Below are 18,339 nucleotides of genomic sequence, written 5' to 3' on the forward strand. Positions count from 1 at the left end.
ACGGAGACCACGACGGTGGACACGGTCCCCGCGGTGGGGCGCTCGCACGCGAGCGCCCCACCGGCGTCCCCGGCCGCCGCGGCGGCCGCTCCTCGACAGCAGGCGCGCCCGGCGCGGCGCCTGCCCGGCTGGGCGTGGCTCGCCCCCGCGGCGTTCTTCGCCTACGCGGCGGTCTTCTTCCTGGTGCCGGTGGGCGCGATCCTCGTGGAGGCCTTCCGCGGTGACGACCCCACCACGGGCGACCCGGTCTGGACCGGCGCGAACGTCGCGGCCGTCCTGCGCGACGCCTACGGCGCGAGCCTGCTCAATAGCGTCGAGCTGTCGCTGGTCACCGCCGTCCTCGGGACGGTCTGCGGACTCGTGCTCGCCTGGGCCATCTCCGCGACGGGCAGCAGCGCCCTGGGTCAGCTGGTCTCCTCGGCGGCCGCCGTGCTGGCCAACTTCGGCGGGCTGCCGCTGGCGTTCCTCTTCGTGGCGGCCATCGGCAACGCCGGTGTGCTCACCGGCTGGCTGGCGGGCGCTGGCCTGCCGCTGCCCAAGAACTTCCTCTACTCGCTGCCCGGCGTGGCGGTGGTCTACCTCTACTTCCTCGTGCCGCTCATGGTGCTGGTCATCACCCCGGCCCTGGAGGGGCTGAAGCCGCAGTGGCGCGAAGCCTCCGACAACCTCGGCGGCACCGTGGCCCAGTACTGGCTGCACGTGGCGGGACCCGTGCTCGCCCCGAGCCTGGTGGGCTCGCTCGCCCTGCTCTTCTGCTCCTCCTTCTCGGCCTACGCCACGGCGGCGGCGCTCACCAACGGCACGCTGGCGATCACCCCGCTGGCCATCGCCAGCGCCGTCTCCGGCAACGTGCTGGTGGGCCAGGAGAACGTCGGCTACGCCCTGGCCCTCGCGATGGTGGTGGTGGTCGTGCCGCTGACCCTGCTCTACCAGTGGACCGCGCGCCGGACCGCGAGGTGGCTCTCATGACGACGACGCCGCCCGCGGTGCCCGGCGCCGTCCCGGGCGGGGCCCCCGGGGCCGCGACCGGCTCCGGGTCCGCCGCACCCGTCCTGCGCGCCTCCGGGACCGGTGCCCGGGCCGCGCGGGCCGGGGTGCTCGCCCTGGCGGTGGTCTACTTCGCCGGGCCGCTGCTCGCGGCGCTGTGGTTCACGGTCAGCAGCCGCTCGGCGCCCTTCAGCCTCGCGGCCTACGGGCGCGTGTGGGGAGCGCCGGGCCTGGCCGACGCCCTGGGGCTGTCGCTGGTCATCGCCGGGCTGACGGTCCTGCTGACGCTCGTGCTGCTCGTGCCGACGGCGCTCGTGGTGCACCTGCGCCTGCCCCGGCTGCGCGCGGCCGTCGACGTGCTGTGCCTGCTGCCGCTGGTGGTCCCGGTCATCGTGCTGGTGGTCGGGGTGCGCGGCGTGCTCGGCTGGGGCCCCGACCAGCTGGCCGGGACCCCGTTCGAGGAGCTGCTCTCGGGGGTGCAGTCCGGCTGGCTCCCGTGGGTGCTGCCGCTGGAGTACGTGGTGCTGGCGCTGCCGTTCACCTACCGCGCGCTGGACGCCGGCCTGCGCACCTCGGCCGCCGCCACCCTGGTGGAGGCCTCGCTCAGCCTGGGAGCCTCCTGGCCGGTGACCATCTGGCGCGTGGTGCTGCCGACGCTGCGGACCGCCCTGCTCAACGCGGCGTTCCTGTCGTTCGCCCTGGTGCTGGGCGAGTTCACGATGGCCAGCATCCTGCAGTACCAGACCTTCTCGGTGTGGATCCTGCAGTTCGACAACACCGACGGCCAGCTCAGCGTGGCCATCTCCCTGCTCAGCCTGCTGCTGACCTGGGGCCTGCTCCTCCTCATCGCCGTGGTGAGCCGCGGCCGCACCCGTGCACCCCGACGCGACAGGAAGGCCTGACCGTGGCCAGCGAAGCCCCCTCCCGCCCCCGCACCGCCCGCCTGGCCGTGGCCGGCGCCTCCGGCGCCCCGGGCACGCCCGAGGGAGCCTCGGTGGAGTTCCGGGGGGTCACCCGCGCCTACGGCTCCACCCGGGCGCTCGACGGGTTCGACCTCGCCGTGGAGCCCGGCCAGCTGCTGGCTCTGCTGGGCCCCTCCGGGTGCGGCAAGACCACGGCGCTGCGCATGCTGGCCGGCTTCGACAGGCCGACCAGCGGCGAGGTGCTCGTCGACGGGCGGGACGTCACGCGCCTGCCTGCCCACCGGCGCGGCATGGGCATGGTCTTCCAGAGCTACAGCCTCTTCCCCACCATGTCGGCCCTCGACAACGTCGCGTACGGGCTGCGCGTGCGCGGCACCGGCCGCGCCGAGCGGCACCGCCGCGCCGGGGAGCTGCTCGAGCTGGTGGGGCTGGCCGAGCACACCGCCAAGCACCCCCACCAGCTCTCCGGCGGCCAGCAGCAGCGGGTGGCGCTCGCCCGGGCGCTGGCCGTCTCACCGCGGGTGCTGCTGCTGGACGAGCCGCTGAGCGCCCTGGACGCCAAGGTCCGCGAGCAGCTGCGCGAGGAGATCCGCCGGATCCAGCTGGAGACCGGTCTCACCACGGTGTTCGTCACGCACGACCAGGAGGAGGCCCTGTCCACCGCGGACCGGGTGGCCGTGGTCCGCGCCGGCCGACTGGAGCAGTGCGCCGCCCCGGAGGAGCTGTACGAGCGGCCCGCCACCCCGTTCGTGGCCCAGTTCGTGGGGACCATGAACAGGCTCCCCGCCACCGCGGAGGCCGGGGGCCGGGTGCGCGTCGGCGCGCAGTCGCTGCCGGTCGACGGGCCCAGCGGTGCGGCCGGCGAGCGCGTCACGGTGCTCGTGCGCCCGGAGGCCGTGGTGCTGCAGCCCGACCCGGCCGGCACGGGCGTCGTGGCCCTGAGCACCTTCCGGGGCGCCTCCACGCGCCTGCGGGTGGCCCTGGACGACGCACCGACGGGGCCCGAGCTCATCGTCGACACCGCACCGCACCTCGCGGCGAGCACGCCGCTGGGCGCGCGCGTGTCGTGGCGGCTGCTCGACCGGCCGGTGCTCCTGGACCGCGCCTGAGCACGTCCCCTCCCGCCCAGCAGCCGGCGCCAGCGGTCACGGACCGCTGGCGCCGGCTGCTGTCCGGGGCGCGCGGTGGCCCGTCCGGGTGGACCCGCCGACGTGACCAGATCGTGATGCACCCTCTGACCAGCGTGTTCGCCCGTTGTTCACCTGGGTCGGGCCGCCCCTTCACCTCGCGACCGTAACTTCCGGACCGCCAGATCGCGCCAGCCTGCAGCCACGAGCCAGCGGCGGCGCATCCCACGCCTTCGAGAGGTACCTCACGTGAAGCGCAGCACCCTCGGTCGCGCCGCCATCCCCGCGGCCATCGTGCTCTCCCTCGGCCTGTCGTCGTGCGCCGCCAACGAGCCCGGCGCCGGTGGCTCCGACGCCTCGACCGGCGCGTCCTCGGGCGCCAGCTCGTCCTCCTCGGCCGCCGCGCTGAGCGGCACCCTGAACGGCGCCGGCTCCTCCGCGCAGCAGGCCGCGCAGCAGGCGTGGATCGCCGGGATCACCTCGTCCAGCCCCGACCTGCAGGTCAACTACGACCCCCAGGGCTCCGGCGCTGGCCGCACGCAGTTCCTCTCGGGCGCGGTGCAGTTCGCCGGCTCGGACGCCTACCTCAAGTCCGACGAGCTCACCAAGGCGCAGAGCCGCTGCAACGGCGGCACCGCGATCGACATCCCGGACTACGTGTCCCCGATCGCCATCGCCTACAACCTGCAGGGCGTCGAGGACCTCAAGCTCAGCCCCGCCGTCATCGCCCAGATCTTCGACGGCAAGATCACCAAGTGGAACGACCAGGCCATCGCGTCGCTGAACTCCGGCGTGACCCTGCCCGACACCGCGATCAACACGGTCCACCGCGCTGACGAGTCGGGCACCACCCAGAACTTCACGGACTACCTGTCCAAGGCCTCCGGCGGCGCGTGGAGCTACCCGGCCGCCCAGAAGTGGCCGGCTTCCGGCGGCGAGGCCGCCCAGGGCACCTCCGGCGTCGTGGCGGCCATCAAGGCCACCGCCGGCTCCATCGGCTACGCCGACGAGTCGCAGGCCAAGGACCTCGGCCACGTCAACGTGCAGGTCGGCAGCTCCTTCGTGGCCCCCAGCGCCGAGGCCGCCGCCGCCGCCCTGGACGAGGCCACCCCGGCCTCGGGCCGCCCCAGCGGCGACATCGCCCTGGACATCAACCGTACGCCCACCAGCACCTCGGCCTACCCGGTGATCCTGGTCAGCTACCTCATCGGCTGCACCAGCTACCAGAACGCCGCTGACGCCGCGAACGTCAAGGGCTACTTCGACTACGTGACCAGCGAGGCGGGCCAGCAGGCCGCGGCCAAGGCCGCCGGCTCGGCGCCGATCTCCAGCTCGCTGCGCGAGCAGATCACCAAGTCGCTCGAGCTCATCAAGTAAGCACCGAGCACGTGACGGCGCCGGCGCCAGACCCCGCGGTGAGCGGGGTCTGGCGCCGGCGCCGCACTCGCGCCAGTCTCTGCCCGAGCCGCCGCCACACCCCGAGCCAGCGTCCCGCCCAGGAAGGCACCTCGTGACCGCCACCTCCACGCCGCCGCGCGAAGCGGCAGCCCCGCAGCGGGTGCGACAGCGCCCCGGAGACCGGGTCTTCTCCGGCCTGGCCACCGGCGCCGGGCTGATGATCCTCGTGATCCTCGCCGGGGTCGCCGCGTTCCTCATCTACCAGGCGGCGCCCGCCCTGGTCGCCCCCGCCGCGCAGATCGGTGGTGGGCAGGGGTTCTGGCGCTACGTCGCGCCGCTGGTCTTCGGCACGCTGATCTCCTCGGCCCTGGCGCTGCTCATCGGCGGCCCCCTGGGCGTGGGCATCGCCCTGTTCATCACGCACTTCGCGCCGCGCCGGCTGGCCGCGCCCCTGGGCTACGTGATCGACCTGCTCGCCGCCATCCCGAGCATCGTCTACGGCCTGTGGGGCGTGTTCGTCTTCGCCCCCGCGCTGGTGCCGGTGTACGCCTGGCTCGGCACCCACCTCGGCTGGTTCCCGCTGTTCGCCGGCCCGGTGTCGTCAGGTCGCACCATGCTCACCGCCGGGCTCGTCCTCGCCGTGATGATCCTGCCGGTCATCACGGCCCTGTCCCGCGAGGTCTTCCGCCAGACCCCCACGCTGCAGCAGGAGGCGGCGCTGGCCCTGGGCGCCACCCGCTGGGAGATGATCAAGTACGCGGTCATCCCGTACGGCAAGTCCGGCGTCGTCGCCGCCTCGATGCTGGGGCTCGGCCGCGCCCTGGGCGAGACGATGGCCGTGGCCGCGGTGCTGTCCATCGGCGGTGGCATCACCTTCAACCTCATCAGCACCCAGAACCCGGCGACCATCGCGGCCAACATCGCGCTGCAGTTCCCGGAGTCGAGCGGGCTGGCCGTCAACACCCTGGTGGCGACCGGCCTGGTGCTCTTCGTCATCACCTTCCTCGTCAACTTCGCGGCCCGCGCCATCGTGGCCCGCACGTCGAAGGGCTGACCCGCGATGTCGCAGCTCACCTCCTCCGGCTCGGGCCTCGGCCTGGGCCACAGCCGCCACCTGCCGGCCTGGGCCCCGTGGGGCGCGCTGGGCCTGGCCGCCGCGTTCTCCGCCGCGGTGCTGGCCCTCGCGGGCTTCAGCACCGCGGGGTTCCTCGTGCTCACCGCGATCGTCTTCACGATCGTCCTGGTGGTCGCGTCCCGCGCCGTCGAGGGCGGCCGCAAGGCGACGGACCGGTTCGTCACGAGCCTGGTGGTGGGGGCCTTCCTCCTCGCCCTCATCCCGCTGGTGTCCCTGATCTGGACGGTCGTCTCCCGCGGCGCCGCCCGGTTCGACGTCGAGTTCTTCACGTTCTCGATGCGCGGGATCGTCGGCGAGGGCGGCGGCGCCGTGCACGCCATCACGGGGACGCTCATCATCACCGCCATCACCACGCTGATCTCGGTGCCGATCGGCATCCTCACCGCGGTGTACCTCGTCGAGTACGGCCGCGGTCACGTGGCGCGGGCCATCACGTTCCTCGTGGACGTCATGACGGGCATCCCCTCCATCGTCGCCGGCCTGTTCGCCTTCGCGCTCTTCGTCCTCCTCCTGGGCCCGCAGGCCCGCCTGGGGATCATGGGTGCGGTGGCGCTGTGCGTGCTGATGATCCCCGTGGTGGTCCGCTCCACCGAGGAGATCCTGCGGCTGGTGCCGCACGAGCTGCGCGAGGCCTCCTACGCCCTCGGCGTCCCGAAGTGGCGGACCGTGGTGAAGGTGGTGCTGCGCACCTCCGTGGCCGGCATCGCCACCGGTGTGACCCTGGCCATCGCCCGCGTCATCGGCGAGACGGCGCCGCTGCTCGTCACTGTGGGCACCACCACCGCCATCAACTACAACCCGTTCGAGGGCCGCATGTCCACGCTGCCCACGTTCTCGTGGTTCTCCTACGCCTCCCCGACCCTCCCGGCGGACGCCTCCATCAACAGGGCCTGGACGGCGGCGCTCGTCCTGGTCATCCTGGTGATGGCCTTCAACCTCATCGCACGGGTCGTCTCGCGGGCCTTCTCGCCCAAGACCCGCTGACCCGACCCGTACCGACCGCGTACCGACCGCACTGGAAGGCGGCCATGAGCAAGCGCATCGACGTCTCTGACCTGAACATCTACTACGGCGACTTCCTCGCCGTCGAGGGCGTCTCGATGGCGATCGAGCCCCGCTCGGTGACGGCCTTCATCGGGCCGTCCGGCTGCGGCAAGTCGACCTTCCTGCGGTCGCTGAACCGCATGCACGAGGTCATCCCGGGCGCCCGCGTCGAGGGCAAGGTCGTCATGGACGGCCAGGACCTCTACGCCTCCGACGTAGACCCGGTGGACGTGCGGCGCACGGTCGGCATGGTGTTCCAGCGCCCCAACCCGTTCCCGACGATGTCCATCGCCGAGAACGTCCTGGCCGGCGCGCGCCTCAACAGCAAGCGGATGCGCCGCTCCGAAGCGGACGACCTGGTGGAGTCCTCCCTCAAGGGCGCCAACCTCTGGAACGAGGTCAAGGACCGCCTCGACCGCCCGGGCGCCGGCCTGTCCGGTGGTCAGCAGCAGCGCCTCTGCATCGCCCGCGCCATCGCGGTGAAGCCCGACGTGCTGCTCATGGACGAGCCCTGCTCCGCGCTCGACCCGATCTCCACCCTCGCCATCGAGGACCTGATCCAGGAGCTCAAGAGCGAGTACACGATCGTCATCGTGACCCACAACATGCAGCAGGCCTCGCGCGTCTCGGACGCCACCGCCTTCTTCAACATCGCGGGCACGGGCAAGCCGGGCAAGCTCATCGAGATGGCCGACACCGCCACGATCTTCTCCAACCCGAGCCAGAAGGCCACCGAGGACTACGTCTCCGGCCGCTTCGGGTGAGTCGCAGCTCCCCGTCGGCGCAGAGCCGGCGAGGAGCCAGCGAGGAGCCAGCGCACCGCAGGGGGCGCCGACCGCACCGGTCGGCGCCCCCTGCGACGTCCCGGCCCAGCCGCGGCCGGACCTGGACCGCAGCCAGGCGCTCGGCTGCGGTGGGGGGCGGGGTGGGGCGCAGCGGTGCTCAGCCGAGCAGGGGCAGGAGGACCGCCGCGGCGAGCGCGCCCGCTGCCGCCGAGGCGGGGGCCGTGACCACCCAGAACCCGGCGATCCGCCGCAGCACCCGCCACCGCACGGCGGAGGTGCGACGGACCGCACCCGCTCCGGCGATCGCCGCGGTGACCGTGTGCGTGGTGGAGACCGGGACACCCAGGCCCGCGGCGGACAGCGCGAGCACCCCCGTGGTGGTGGCCTCGGCGGCGAAGCCGGCGGGCGGGTCGACGGCGGTGATGCGGTCCCCGAGGGTCCTGACGATCCGCCAGCCACCCGCGAGGGTGCCCAGCGCCAGGGCGCCCGCGGCGGAGGCCGCGACCCACCAGGGGACCTCCGCGCCGTGCGGGAGCGCGCCGGCGGCCACGAGGGCCAGCAGCACCACGCCCATGGTCTTCTGCGCGTCCTGGAGCCCGTGCCCCACGGCCACCCCGCTGCTGGAGACCACCTGCGCGTACCGGAAGATCCGGTGGGCCCGTCCGGGGGCGGCGTGGCGCAGGAGCCACGCGATCCCCAGCGCCACGAGCCCGGCCGCGACGAAGCCGAGCAGGGGTGAGACGAGCAGCGGCAGCAGCACCTGGAGGACGGCGCGGGGCCAGTCGACGCTGGCTCCCACCACCGCGCCCGCACCCGCCAGCCCTCCCACGAGCGCGTGCGTGGAGCTGCTGGGGACTCCCCGCCACCACGTGAGGGCGTTCCAGGCGGTGGCCCCCAGGAGCGCGGCCAGCACCAGCACGAGCCCGCGCTGGCCCTCGAGCGGGGTGAGCACGCCGTAGGCGACGGTCTCGGCCAGCCTGCTGCCGAGCAGCCCGCCCAGCCCGTTGAGCACGGCGGCGATGACCAGGGCCGCCAGCGGCGTGAGGGCCCCGGTGACGACCGGAGTGGCGACGACGTCGCTGGCGTCGTGGGCGCCGTTGACCACCGCGAAGGCGAGCGCGACGGCGACCACGACCGCGAGGACCGTCCCGGTGGCGGGGTCCAACGGCTCAGGCCTCCTGGACGGCGATGGTCTCGACGACGCGCGAGAGCTCCTCGAAGGCGCGCGCGACGGCCACCAGCCGGTCGGCGACCTCCTTGACCGCGAGGGCCTCGAGGACGTCCGCGGCGCCGCGCGGGCCCGCCCGGTGCAGCTGCGCCAGGACGGCCAGGTGGGTGCGCCCGACCTCGTGCTCGAGGCGGCGCACCTCCACCCAGTAGTCGACGAGGTCCCGCACGGTCCGGAGGCGGCCCATCGCCACCGAGGTCAGCTCCGCCTGGCGCTGCACCAGGGCCACCTGCTCGACGACGGCGGAGGGCAGCTCCCCCACGCCGGTGGCCGCGACGACGGCGGCCGCGACGGCGAGGCCGTCCACGCAGTCGTCGAGGCCGTGCGCCAGAGCGACGAGGTCGCGGCGGTCGTAGGGGGTCACGAAGCTGGACGTGACGCGGCGGACCACGAGGCGCGCGGCGTCGTCGGCGGCCCTCTCGAGGCCGGCCAGACGCTCCACGAGGTCGGAGCGGTCCGCGGCGCTCGCACCCAGCATGCGCGCCAGCACCTCAGCGCCCGCGACGACGTGCTCGGACAGCGCGGTGACGTCGTCGAAGATGGCGCTGTCGCGAGGCAGCAGGCGCATGGGTGGTGCTCCAGGGACGGTCGGTTCCGGCCGCGCCGGGAGGGACAGGTTATGACAGCCGTGACCAGGGCCCGCCGGGCTGCGCCGGCGACCACCCGTGGGGAGCCGGCCCGGAGGGGTCAGCCCACCCGGTCGGGCGGAGCCCCGGCCCCGCCCCCAGCGCCGCCACCCGGGCCGTCGTCCAGGTCGTCGTCCGGGCCGTCGTCCGAGTGGTCGGCGAAGCGCGCGGGGTCGCCGGACACCGGGACGCCCAGGAGGCGGTCGATCTCGGCCTGGGGCAGCACGTCGCCCGCCTCCGAGGCTGCGACGACGAGGTCCCCGTACAGCTCGATCTCCTCGGCGAGGGCGTCGTCGTCGAGGCGCCGGCTGCGCTCCATCCCTGCACGGTAGCGGGCGCTGGCGCCGCCCATCTGCCGAAACCGCAGCCCAGAGCCCGCAGGTGGGAGGGCTGGCCGCCGCCCGGGCGGCGAGAGGGGGGGTCCCGCCGCCCGGACGACGGGTCCGAGGACCACTCGAGGGGCTCGCTGGAGGCGAGTCCCTCGCTCGAGGGTCACGATCGATCGTACGTGCCGCGTGCTCGGAGGGTCACAGGACGGCCCCGGGCGGAGCAACCGCGCGTGCGGTGTGCCATCGGTCCGGCGGCGACCTGCGCGCCGGGCGGTGCCCTGGTGGGATGGCGCGGTGCACCCCGTCGACGCGCTGCGGCGCACGGCCTTCCTGCTGGAGCGCGAGCAGGCGGCGACCCCGCGCGTGAAGGCGTTCCGCACGGCCGCGACCGTGCTGGCGGGCCTGCCCGCCGACGAGCTGTCGCGCCGCCTCGCCGAGGGCAGCCTCACCGAGCTGCGCGGTGTCGGCCCGAAGACGGCGGCGGTCGCCGCGCAGGCCGCACAGGGGCAGCTGCCCGACTACCTGGCCGAGCTCGAGCGGCGTCGCCAGGAGTCCGGTGACCTGGTCGAGCTGGACGACGACGCCGCGGCGCTGCTGGCGGCGCTGCGGGGGGACCTCCACGTCCACAGCGACTGGAGCGACGGCGGGTCCCCGCCGCAGGAGGTGGCCGCGACCGCCGTGGAGCTGGGGCACGAGTACCTGGCCCTCACCGACCACTCGGGGGGCCTGCGAGTGGCGAACGGCCTGTCGCCGCGGCGGCTGGAGCGCCAGCTGGACCTCGTGGCGGAGCTGGGAGCGCAGCTGGCGCCGTTCCGGCTGCTGTCGGGCATCGAGGTGGACATCACCGAGGCCGGGGGGCTCGACTGCCCGGACGAGCTGCTGGAGCGGGTCGACGTCGTCGTCGCCTCGGTGCACAGCAGGCTCGGCGGGCGCAGCAGCAGCGAGGAGATGACCGCGCGGATGCTCGGCGCCCTGGAGCACCCGCGGGTGCGGGTGCTCGGGCACTGCACGGGCCGGCTGGTGCAGCCGGGCGCCGACGCGCACCGGCCGGCGCAGCGCGCCGAGGCGCCGTTCGACGCCGCCGCGGTCTTCGCCCGCTGCGCGCAGCGGGGCGTGGCGGTGGAGGTGAACTCCCGGCCGGAGCGGCTCGACCCCCCGATGCGCCTGCTGCGGCAAGCGCTGGAGGCGGGGTGCCTGGTCAGCATCGACACCGACGCCCACGCCCCCGGCCAGCTGGACTGGCGCGCGTTCGGAGCGGCGCGCGCGGCGGCCGCGGGCGCCGACCACGACCGGGTGGTGACCACCTGGCCCGTCGACCGCCTGGAGGGGTGGCTCAGGGACGCAGGCTGAGCGCCCGCTGGCGCAGCGAACGGGCGCTCGCTGCCGCCGCCGCGGGTGTCACGGCGGGTGTCACGACGGGCCCCGCGGCGGTCGGCGCGGGGGCTGCGGGCACGACCACCTGCACGGGCACCTCCTCGACCGGGAGGGCGGTCACCGGCGCGGCGGTGGGTGCGGCGGTGGGTGCGGTGCTCCAGGCCCCGAAGCGCGCGGCGCGCGCACGCTCGTGCCAGGAACCGACCACGGCGTCGAGGTCGGCCTCGGGGGTGGGGCGGCCGAACCAGTAGCCCTGGCCGTGGTCGCAGCCCATCTCCACGAGCATCCGCGCCTGCTGCTCGGTCTCGATGCCCTCGGCGATCACCGTGAGGTGGTGGGCGTGGGCGAGGTCGATGACGGCCTGGACGACGGCGGTGGCGGAGGTGTCCAGGCCGAGCCGGGACACGAACGCCCGGTCGACCTTCATGAACGCCAGCTCCAGGGCGGACAGGTAGCTCAGGGCGGACCAGCCGGTGCCGAAGTCGTCGATGCCGACGCCCACGCCGAGGTCGGTGAGGCCGTCCAGGGTGCGGCGGGCGTGCTCTCCCTGGTCGAGCAGGGAGTGCTCGGTGATCTCCACGAGCAGCCGGGAGGGGTCCGAGCCCGACTTCTGGAGCGCGCCGCGCACGAGCAGGGCCAGGTCGGGCCGCGACAGCGTCCGGGAGGACATGTTGACGGCCACCGTGGGCAGCGCATGACGGGGGCCGGCCACGGGGGCCGTCCCGGTCTCGGGCAGGGCGATGGCGGTGGGCGCGCCGGAGGCCGGGGGTCGCCAGCGCTGGGCGAGGCCGCTGGCCCGCCCCAGCACCCACTCGTCCATGCGCGTGACCAGCCCGGTCTCCTCGGCCACCTCGATGAAGACGAGCGGGGACAGCGGTCCCTGCTCGGGGTCGAGGACGCGGGCGAGCGCCTCCACGCCCACCACCTCGCCGCTGGCCAGGTCCACCACCGGCTGGTACAGCACCTGCATGCGCCCGGCGTCCAGCGCCGAGCGCAGCATCGCCTCGGTGCGCACGCGCCGGACGGCGGCCTCCTCCAGGGCCGGCGAGTAGTGGACGGTGCGGTCGCGGCCCTCGCGCTTGGCGCGGCGCAGCGCGAGGCCGGCGCGGCGGACGACGTCCTCGGCGCCCACCTCGTCGCCGCCGGTGGTGACCACCCCGACGGAGGCGGTCAGGGCCAGCGGGTCAGCGACACCGGGGACCGCCACGGGCCGCCGCAGGGCTGCCACCAGCTGCTCCGCGAGCACGGCGGCGTCGGGCGGGCAGGTGAGGACCGCCGGCTCCCCGGCGGCGGTGCTGCCGAGGGCGGTGGCGCTGACGGCGACGGCGAAGACGTCGCCGTCCAGCCGGGCGACCACGGCGCCGCGCGGCGCTGCGGTGCGCAGCCGGTCGGCGCAGGCGGCCAGCACCCGGTCGCCCGTGGAGCGGCCGAGCGCGTCGTCGAGCACGGAGAACCTGTCGAGGTCCACCAGGGCCAGCACCGCCCCGCCGCGGCGGCGCTGGCGCTCGGCCTCGCGGGCGTCGGCCTCCAGGTGGGCGAGCAGCGCCGGACGGGTGGCCAGGTCGGTGAGGGGGTCGCGCTGCCCGAGCGGGGCGGCGGCGGTGATGTCGACGGCGGAGCCGTAGAGGCGGGCCGGTTCGCCGCGGGCGTCGAGCTCCACCTCGGTCCAGGCGTGGACGCGGCGGTGGACGCCGTCGGCGCCGACCAGGTCGAACTGCTCCTCGCCACCGCGGCGCGCCTCGCGCACCACGAGCAGCCAGGCGCGCACGCGGGCGCGGTCGGCGGGGACCACCAGGGAGGTCCACCACTGCATGGAGGGGGCGGTGGTGGCCGGGTCGCTGCCGGCGATCCGGTGCATGCCCTCGGACCAGGTGAGCTCGCCGGACAGGAGGTCCAGCTGCCACACCGCGGCGCTGATGCCGGTCGCCCCACCGGCCGCCGCGCCGTGGCGCGCCGCCGGTGCGCTCCCGAGGGTCCGGCCCGATGCGGCGTGGTCACGGCGCGCGGACGGTGGGGTCACCGTCTGTGCGCTCGGCGACCACGGCGGCGGGGACATGGGTCGAGGGTGTCACCGCGTGTGACGGATCCGGCGTGAAACGGCCCAGACACGCCGAGGGCCCGACGAACTCCTGAAACGATCTCACTCACCGTGAGCGGACGAGCACGCTCGGCTCACAGCGTCAGGCGGTGGCGTACCCCTGCGGGTTGGACGTCTGCCAGCGCCACGTGTCGACGCACATCTCGTCCAGGCTCCGCTCCGCCGTCCAGCCGAGGTCGGCGGAGGCCCGGGCGGGGTCGGCGTAGGAGACCGCCACGTCCCCGGGGCGCCGGGCGGCCACCCGGACGGGGATCTCGTGGCCGCAGGCCCGCTCGAACGCGGCGACCACCTCGCGCACGGAGGAGCCGCGGCCGGTGCCGAGGTTCCACGCGCGGGCGCCGGCGCCGCGCCCCCCGCCGGACAGCCCGGACAGCGCCCGCAGCGCCGCGACGTGCCCCTCGGCGATGTCCACCACGTGGATGTAGTCGCGCACGCCCGTGCCGTCGGGGGTGTCGAAGTCGTCCCCGAAGACCGTCAGCTGCTCGCGGCGGCCCACGGCCACCTGCGCGATGAACGGGACGAGGTTGTTGGGGACGCCGCGCGGGTCCTCCCCGATGCGGCCCGAGGGGTGCGCGCCGACCGGGTTGAAGTAGCGCAGCAGCGCCACCGACCAGCGGTCGTCGCTGGCGGCGACGTCCCGCAGCACCTGCTCCACCATGAACTTCGTCCACCCGTAGGGGTTGGTGGCCCCCAGCGGGGAGTCCTCGGTGAGCGGCATCCGCGTGGCGGCGCCGTAGACCGTGGCCGAGGAGCTGAAGACCAGCGTCCGGCAGCCGACGGCGTCCATGGCCTTGACGAGGTTGAGGCTGCCCCCGACGTTGGTGCGGTAGTACCGCTCCGGCTGGGCCACGGACTCCCCCACGGCCTTGAGCGCCGCGAAGTGCACCACCGCCTCGGGACGCACGCGCTGCAGCGCCTCCAGCACGGCGGCCTCGTCGGTGACGTCCACCTCGAGCAGCTCGACCTCGCGACCGGCGATCTCGCCGACCCGGCGCACCGCCTCGGCGCTCGCGTTGGACAGGTCGTCGAGGACGACGACGTCGTGCCCCTCCTCCAGCAGCGACACCACCGTGTGGCTGCCGATGTACCCCGCTCCGCCGGTCACCAGGATGCGCACGGTTCGCGACGCTACACGGACGGTGTCAGGGTCGAAGGATGGTCGCCCGATCGGACCGCGCTCCGGACGCGGTGCTCTTCGACGTGGACGGGACCCTCGTCGACTCCAACTACCAGCACGTCGTGGCGTGGGCGCGGGCCTTCGAGGGGGTCGGCCTGGTGGTCCCCGCACCCCGGCTGCACCGGGCCGTGGGGATGGGCGGGGACCAGCTGGTGGCCTTCGTGGCCGGGGACGACGCCGAGCGCGAGCACGGCGACGTGCTGCGGGAGGCGTGGCGGACCGAGTACCTGGCGCTGCTCGACAGGGTCCCGGCGCTGCCCGGGGCCGCGGACCTGCTGCGGGCCTGCCACGAGCGCGGGCTGGCGGTGGTGCTCGCCTCCTCGAGCCCCCGCGACCTGCTGGAGCGCCACGCCGCGATCATCGGCACCGCCGTCGTGGACGCTGCGGTCGACGCCGTCACCACCGCCGACGACGTCGAGGCGTCCAAGCCCGCCGGGGACCTGTTCGGCGTGGCCGCGCGGAAGGTGGGGGCGCGACGCGCCGTCGCCGTGGGTGACTCCGCGTGGGACGCCCGCTCGGCGCACGCGGCCGGAGCGGGCGTGGTGCTGGTGAGGTCGGGAGGCTTCTGCGACGAGCTGCTGCGCGCCGAGGCCCCGGACGCCCGGCTCTACGACGACGCCGCGGACCTGCTGGCTCGTCTGGAGGGCTCGCCGCTGCGGCCGTGACGCCGGTCGACCGCGTCAGCTGCTGACGCGGAACCAGACCACCTTGCCGGTGGCCTGGCGCGGCACCCGCCCGCCGAACACCGCGGCGAGCGGACCCGGCAGCGACGGCGCCGGCGAGGCGGAGCTCGTCGTCGTCCCCGCCGAGGAGGCGGAGGTGCTGGCGGTGGCGGGCTCGGGCTCGCGCAGGCCGCCGTCGCGCACGCCCCACTCCACGGACAGCTTGTCCACCAGCTCCAGGCCGCGACCGCTCTCCTCGAGCAGGTCGGCGTCCCGCAGGACCGGGTGGTCGGGGCTGCCGTCGGCGACCTCCACCAGCACGCTGCCGTCGGCCTCGAGCTCCACGTCCATGGTGACCAGCGAGCCGGCGTGGACCACGGCGTTGGTGACCAGCTCGGAGGCCAGCAGCTCCACGCGGTCGCGGGCCTCGGGCGTGCACAGCACGCCCAGCTCCTTGCGCACGAAGGCGCGCGCCAGCAGGGGTGCCCTGGTGTCCTTGGGAAGCCTCACGCGCACGGCAGCACCCTGCCACCGAGGTCGACCTCTCCGTGGGAACTCAGCCAGACCAGTGCCTCGCGCAGCACCTGCGGGCTGGTCCACCGCGGCGCGTACCCGAGCAGCCGCTGTCCCTTCTCGATCGACGCGCTGTGGTTGCGCACGAGGTGCTCCCACGAGGCGCCGGCGTGCTCCGCCCCCTCGGTCTCGCCCAGGCGCTGCGCGTACCCGGCGCGGAACTCGTCCCACCCGACGTCGCGCAGGTGCGCCTCCTGCCCGAACCAGGACGCGACCTGCTGCGCCAGCCCGCGCACGGTCCAGCCGCGGTCGGAGACGGCGAAGAAGCTCTCGCCCACCGCCGTCGAACGGTGCTCGAGCGCCTTCTGGAAGACCTGGGCGACGTCGTCGGCGTGCACGTGGTGCATCAGCTGGTGCCCCCCGTCCGGGACCGCCAGCTCCTCGCCCGCGGCGAGCGCGGACCAGACGGCCGGGTCGGTGTTGCCCAGGGGGTTGATGACGCGCCAGCCGGGGCCGCTGATGTGGCCGGGGTGCACCACGGTGGTGGGCACCCCGCCGCGGCGGGACTCGGCGAGGAGCAGGTCCTCGCAGGCGACCTTGCCGGTGCCGTAGTCGCCGAACGGCTCGCGCGGGTCCTCCTCGCGCAGGGGCGCCGCGGCGGCGCGGCCGTGGGTCCAGATGGTGCCCGCGTGCAGCAGGTGCCCCAGCCGTCCGCGCAGCGCCTCGACCAGCTGCGCCGCCTGCTCGGGCCGGAAGCAGACCATGTCGACGACGACGTCGGCGCCCAGGTCCGCGATGCGACCGCCGAACGTCCCGGCGGCCTCCTCGGCCTCCCTGTCCACCTGCACGCGCTGCACGCGCGCCCACGCCTCGTGCGGCTGGTACGGCTCGCGGGTGCCCCGCGAGAGGGCCACCACCTCGTGCCCCGCGGTGACGAGGCGGGGCACGAGGTAGGTGCCGACGTGGCCGGTGGCTCCGATGACGACGACGCGCACGGGGTTGCTCCTCGAGGGGGTCGGGCTGGTGCTCAGTGGACGGTGTAGCCGCCGTCCGCCACGAGCACGGAACCCGTGATGAAGCTGGCGGCGTCGCTGGCCAGGAACACCACGCTCGGCGCGATCTCCTCCGGGGAGGCGGCGCGCTGCTGCGGTGCGTCCTCGATCCACTGCCGCCGGAACCGGGGCTCGTCGACAGGGGCCATCGCGGTGCGCACGTACCCCGGGGCGAGGGCGTTCACACGGATGCCGTGCGGCGCCCACTCCGCCGCGAGCGACTTGGTCAGCTGGTGCACCGCCGCCTTGGAGGCGTTGTAGGCCGCCTGCTCCTGGGGGCGGTTGACGATGATCGCCGAGATCGACCCGATGTTGACGATCGAGCCGCCCCCCGCCTCGCGCATGTGGCGTCCGACCGCCAGGGAGGTCTTCCACAGGGCTCGCACGTTGAGGTCGAACACCGCCGACCACTCCTCGTCGGGCACGTCCCAGCTGGACCGGTGGAAGCACACGCCCGCGTTGTTGACCAGCACGTCGATGCGCCCGCCGAGGCCCTCGAGGGCCTCGGCGGTGGCGCGCTCGACGTCGGCGTCGACCGTGAGGTCGGCGTCGACCCGGACCAGGTCGACGCCGTCCGCGGCGGCCTCGTCGACGAGGGCCTGGTTGCGCGCGCCGTCGCGGGCGACGATCGCGACCTTCGCGCCCGCCGCGGCCAGGGCGAGCACGAACGCCCGGCCGAGGCCCTGGTTGCCGCCGGTGACGACGGCGGTGCGCCCCTCGAGGCTGAACGGACCCCAGCTCCCAGCCGTCACCGCCAGGGCTCCACGACGGACTTCAGGCTCTGCGGGTCCTTGTCGGAGTCGAGCGCGTCGGCGGCGTGGTCGAGGTCGTAGCGGCCGGTGACCAGGGAGTCGACGTCCACCTGGCCCGAGGCCACCAGGTGCGCGGCCAGCGGCCAGGTGTCGGTGTACCGGAAGATGCCGGTGAGCAGGACCTCGTTGTCCTGGATGTAGCTGACCGGCAGCGTCAGCTCGGGGTTGCCCAGGCCCACCAGCACGGCGGTGCCGCCGCCGCGCACGGACCGGATGCCCGAGGTGATGGCCTGCGGGGCACCGGAGGCGTCGATGAAGGCGTCAACCTGGAGGGCCGTCACGTCGGTCTCGCGCGGGTCGACGGCGCTGGTGGCGCCGAAGCCGAGCGCGCGCTCGCGGCGGGGGCCGACGAGGTCGGTGATGATGACCTCGCGGGCGCCGAACGCCCGGGCGACCTGGGCGGTGATGATGCCGATCGGGCCGGCGCCGGCGATGAGCACCCGCTGGCCGGGCACCACGCGGGCCTTGCGCATCGCGGCGATGCCCACGCTCAGCGGCTCGAGCAGCGCAGCGGCGTCGTCGGAGAGCCCGTCCGCCACGGGGAAGGCGAACTCCGCCGGCGCGGTGACGTACTCGGCGAAGGAGCCGTCCACCGGGGGCGTGGCGTAGAAGCGCATGTGCGGGCAGAGGTTGTAGCGGCCGGCCAGGCACTGCGAGCAGTGGTGGCAGGGGCGCTGCGGGTCCACGGCCACGCGCTCGCCGACGCGCGAGGCGTCCACGCCGGAGCCGACGGCCACCACGGTGCCGCCCATCTCGTGGCCCAGCACCATCGGGGACTCGACGACGAACTCCCCGGCACGCATGTGCCGGTAGTAGTGGACGTCGGAGCCGCAGACCCCGACGGAGCCCACCCTGATGAGCACCTCACCCGGGCCGGCCTCGGGGACGGGGCGCTCCTGCACCTCGACCGTGTTCTCGGCCAGCAGCACGCTGGCCCGCATCGTCTCCGGGAGGCGGTCAGGCACCCCGGGGGCCGCCTGGGCCCTGTTCTGCTCCGTCGCAGCGCTCATGCGCGCCATCATGCCCCGCCCGCGGTGAGAACGTTCTCAGCCGGGGGTCCCGCCGGCCG

General features: G+C 74.8%; 18 protein-coding genes. 9 read left to right on the plus strand and 9 right to left on the minus strand.

What is annotated here, in order from left to right; translation table 11 throughout:
- The first annotated feature begins 15 nt into the window (after positions 1-15).
- The 7 genes from H7K62_RS02545 (at position 16) to pstB (ending at position 7,378) form a co-directional block, all read left to right on the plus strand.
- Positions 16-969 carry an ABC transporter permease gene (locus H7K62_RS02545; protein WP_222436903.1) on the plus strand — a complete coding sequence of 318 codons (954 nt, stop codon included), beginning with the start codon at positions 16-18 and terminating at the stop codon, positions 967-969.
- Positions 966-1,889 carry an ABC transporter permease gene (locus H7K62_RS02550; protein WP_186715966.1) on the plus strand — a complete coding sequence of 308 codons (924 nt, stop codon included), beginning with the start codon at positions 966-968 and terminating at the stop codon, positions 1,887-1,889. The genes H7K62_RS02545 and H7K62_RS02550 overlap by 4 nt, the downstream gene beginning before the upstream one ends.
- Before the next feature lie 47 nt (positions 1,890-1,936).
- Complete coding sequence (locus H7K62_RS02555; protein ID WP_370591596.1) at positions 1,937-3,019, plus strand: ABC transporter ATP-binding protein; 1,083 nt, start codon at positions 1,937-1,939, stop codon at positions 3,017-3,019.
- Positions 3,020-3,286: 267 nt separating this feature from the next.
- Positions 3,287-4,414 (plus strand): phosphate ABC transporter substrate-binding protein PstS, encoded by a 1,128-nt coding sequence (pstS, locus tag H7K62_RS02560; RefSeq protein ID WP_186715967.1) that lies wholly within the window; start codon positions 3,287-3,289, stop codon positions 4,412-4,414.
- 133 nt (positions 4,415-4,547) lie between these two features.
- Positions 4,548-5,489 (plus strand): phosphate ABC transporter permease subunit PstC, encoded by a 942-nt coding sequence (pstC, locus tag H7K62_RS02565; protein ID WP_186715968.1) that lies wholly within the window; start codon positions 4,548-4,550, stop codon positions 5,487-5,489.
- 6 nt (positions 5,490-5,495) lie between these two features.
- On the plus strand, positions 5,496-6,554 hold the full coding sequence (pstA, locus tag H7K62_RS02570) for a phosphate ABC transporter permease PstA (RefSeq protein ID WP_186715969.1): 1,059 nt from the start codon (positions 5,496-5,498) through the stop codon (positions 6,552-6,554).
- 44 nt (positions 6,555-6,598) lie between these two features.
- Positions 6,599-7,378, plus strand: a complete 780-nt coding sequence (gene pstB / locus H7K62_RS02575) for a phosphate ABC transporter ATP-binding protein PstB (RefSeq protein WP_186715970.1) — start codon at positions 6,599-6,601, stop codon at positions 7,376-7,378.
- Between the two features lie 178 nt (positions 7,379-7,556).
- On the opposite strand, the gene H7K62_RS02580 is transcribed toward pstB, so the two are convergent.
- The 3 genes from H7K62_RS02580 to H7K62_RS02590 form a co-directional block, all read right to left on the minus strand.
- Positions 7,557-8,564, minus strand: a complete 1,008-nt coding sequence (locus tag H7K62_RS02580; RefSeq protein ID WP_186715971.1) for an inorganic phosphate transporter — start codon at positions 8,562-8,564, stop codon at positions 7,557-7,559.
- Positions 8,565-8,568: 4 nt separating this feature from the next.
- Positions 8,569-9,195: a DUF47 domain-containing protein gene (locus tag H7K62_RS02585; protein WP_186715972.1), complete on the minus strand. Its 627-nt coding sequence runs from the start codon at positions 9,193-9,195 to the stop codon at positions 8,569-8,571.
- 119 nt (positions 9,196-9,314) lie between these two features.
- A complete protein-coding gene (locus H7K62_RS02590) occupies positions 9,315-9,572 on the minus strand; it encodes a hypothetical protein (RefSeq protein WP_186715974.1) in 258 nt (85 codons plus the stop codon).
- A gap of 304 nt (positions 9,573-9,876) precedes the next feature.
- Here H7K62_RS02590 and H7K62_RS02595 point away from each other — a divergent pair, with 304 nt between their 5' ends.
- On the plus strand, positions 9,877-10,932 hold the full coding sequence (locus H7K62_RS02595) for a PHP domain-containing protein (RefSeq protein ID WP_186715976.1): 1,056 nt from the start codon (positions 9,877-9,879) through the stop codon (positions 10,930-10,932).
- Here H7K62_RS02595 and H7K62_RS02600 read toward each other — a convergent pair.
- Both H7K62_RS02600 and galE read right to left on the minus strand, forming a co-directional pair.
- Entirely contained in the window at positions 10,916-12,976 is a 2,061-nt protein-coding gene (locus tag H7K62_RS02600) for a putative bifunctional diguanylate cyclase/phosphodiesterase (protein WP_186715978.1), read from the minus strand. The genes H7K62_RS02595 and H7K62_RS02600 overlap by 17 nt on opposite strands.
- A gap of 160 nt (positions 12,977-13,136) precedes the next feature.
- Positions 13,137-14,171: a UDP-glucose 4-epimerase GalE gene (gene galE, locus H7K62_RS02605; RefSeq protein ID WP_186715980.1), complete on the minus strand. Its 1,035-nt coding sequence runs from the start codon at positions 14,169-14,171 to the stop codon at positions 13,137-13,139.
- Positions 14,172-14,209: 38 nt separating this feature from the next.
- Between galE and H7K62_RS02610 the strand changes: the two genes are divergently transcribed.
- Complete coding sequence (locus H7K62_RS02610) at positions 14,210-14,896, plus strand: HAD family hydrolase (protein WP_186715982.1); 687 nt, start codon at positions 14,210-14,212, stop codon at positions 14,894-14,896.
- Positions 14,897-14,911: 15 nt separating this feature from the next.
- On the opposite strand, the gene H7K62_RS02615 is transcribed toward H7K62_RS02610, so the two are convergent.
- From H7K62_RS02615 to H7K62_RS02630, 4 genes are read right to left on the minus strand one after another with little or no spacing between them, the layout of a single operon-like run.
- Entirely contained in the window at positions 14,912-15,409 is a 498-nt protein-coding gene (locus tag H7K62_RS02615; RefSeq protein WP_222436905.1) for an ATP-binding protein, read from the minus strand.
- Positions 15,400-16,401, minus strand: coding sequence for an NAD-dependent epimerase/dehydratase family protein (locus H7K62_RS02620; protein WP_186715985.1), 1,002 nt, complete (start codon positions 16,399-16,401; stop codon positions 15,400-15,402). Before H7K62_RS02620 ends, H7K62_RS02615 begins: the two co-directional genes overlap by 10 nt.
- 32 nt (positions 16,402-16,433) lie before the next feature.
- Complete coding sequence (locus H7K62_RS02625) at positions 16,434-17,210, minus strand: SDR family NAD(P)-dependent oxidoreductase (protein ID WP_186715986.1); 777 nt, start codon at positions 17,208-17,210, stop codon at positions 16,434-16,436.
- On the minus strand, positions 17,207-18,280 hold the full coding sequence (locus H7K62_RS02630) for an NAD(P)-dependent alcohol dehydrogenase (protein ID WP_186715987.1): 1,074 nt from the start codon (positions 18,278-18,280) through the stop codon (positions 17,207-17,209). The genes H7K62_RS02625 and H7K62_RS02630 overlap by 4 nt, the downstream gene beginning before the upstream one ends.
- Positions 18,281-18,339 lie beyond the last annotated feature (59 nt).

Source organism: Quadrisphaera sp. RL12-1S (assembly GCF_014270065.1).
In the GTDB taxonomy this organism is placed as follows: Bacteria; Actinomycetota; Actinomycetes; order Actinomycetales; family Quadrisphaeraceae; genus Quadrisphaera.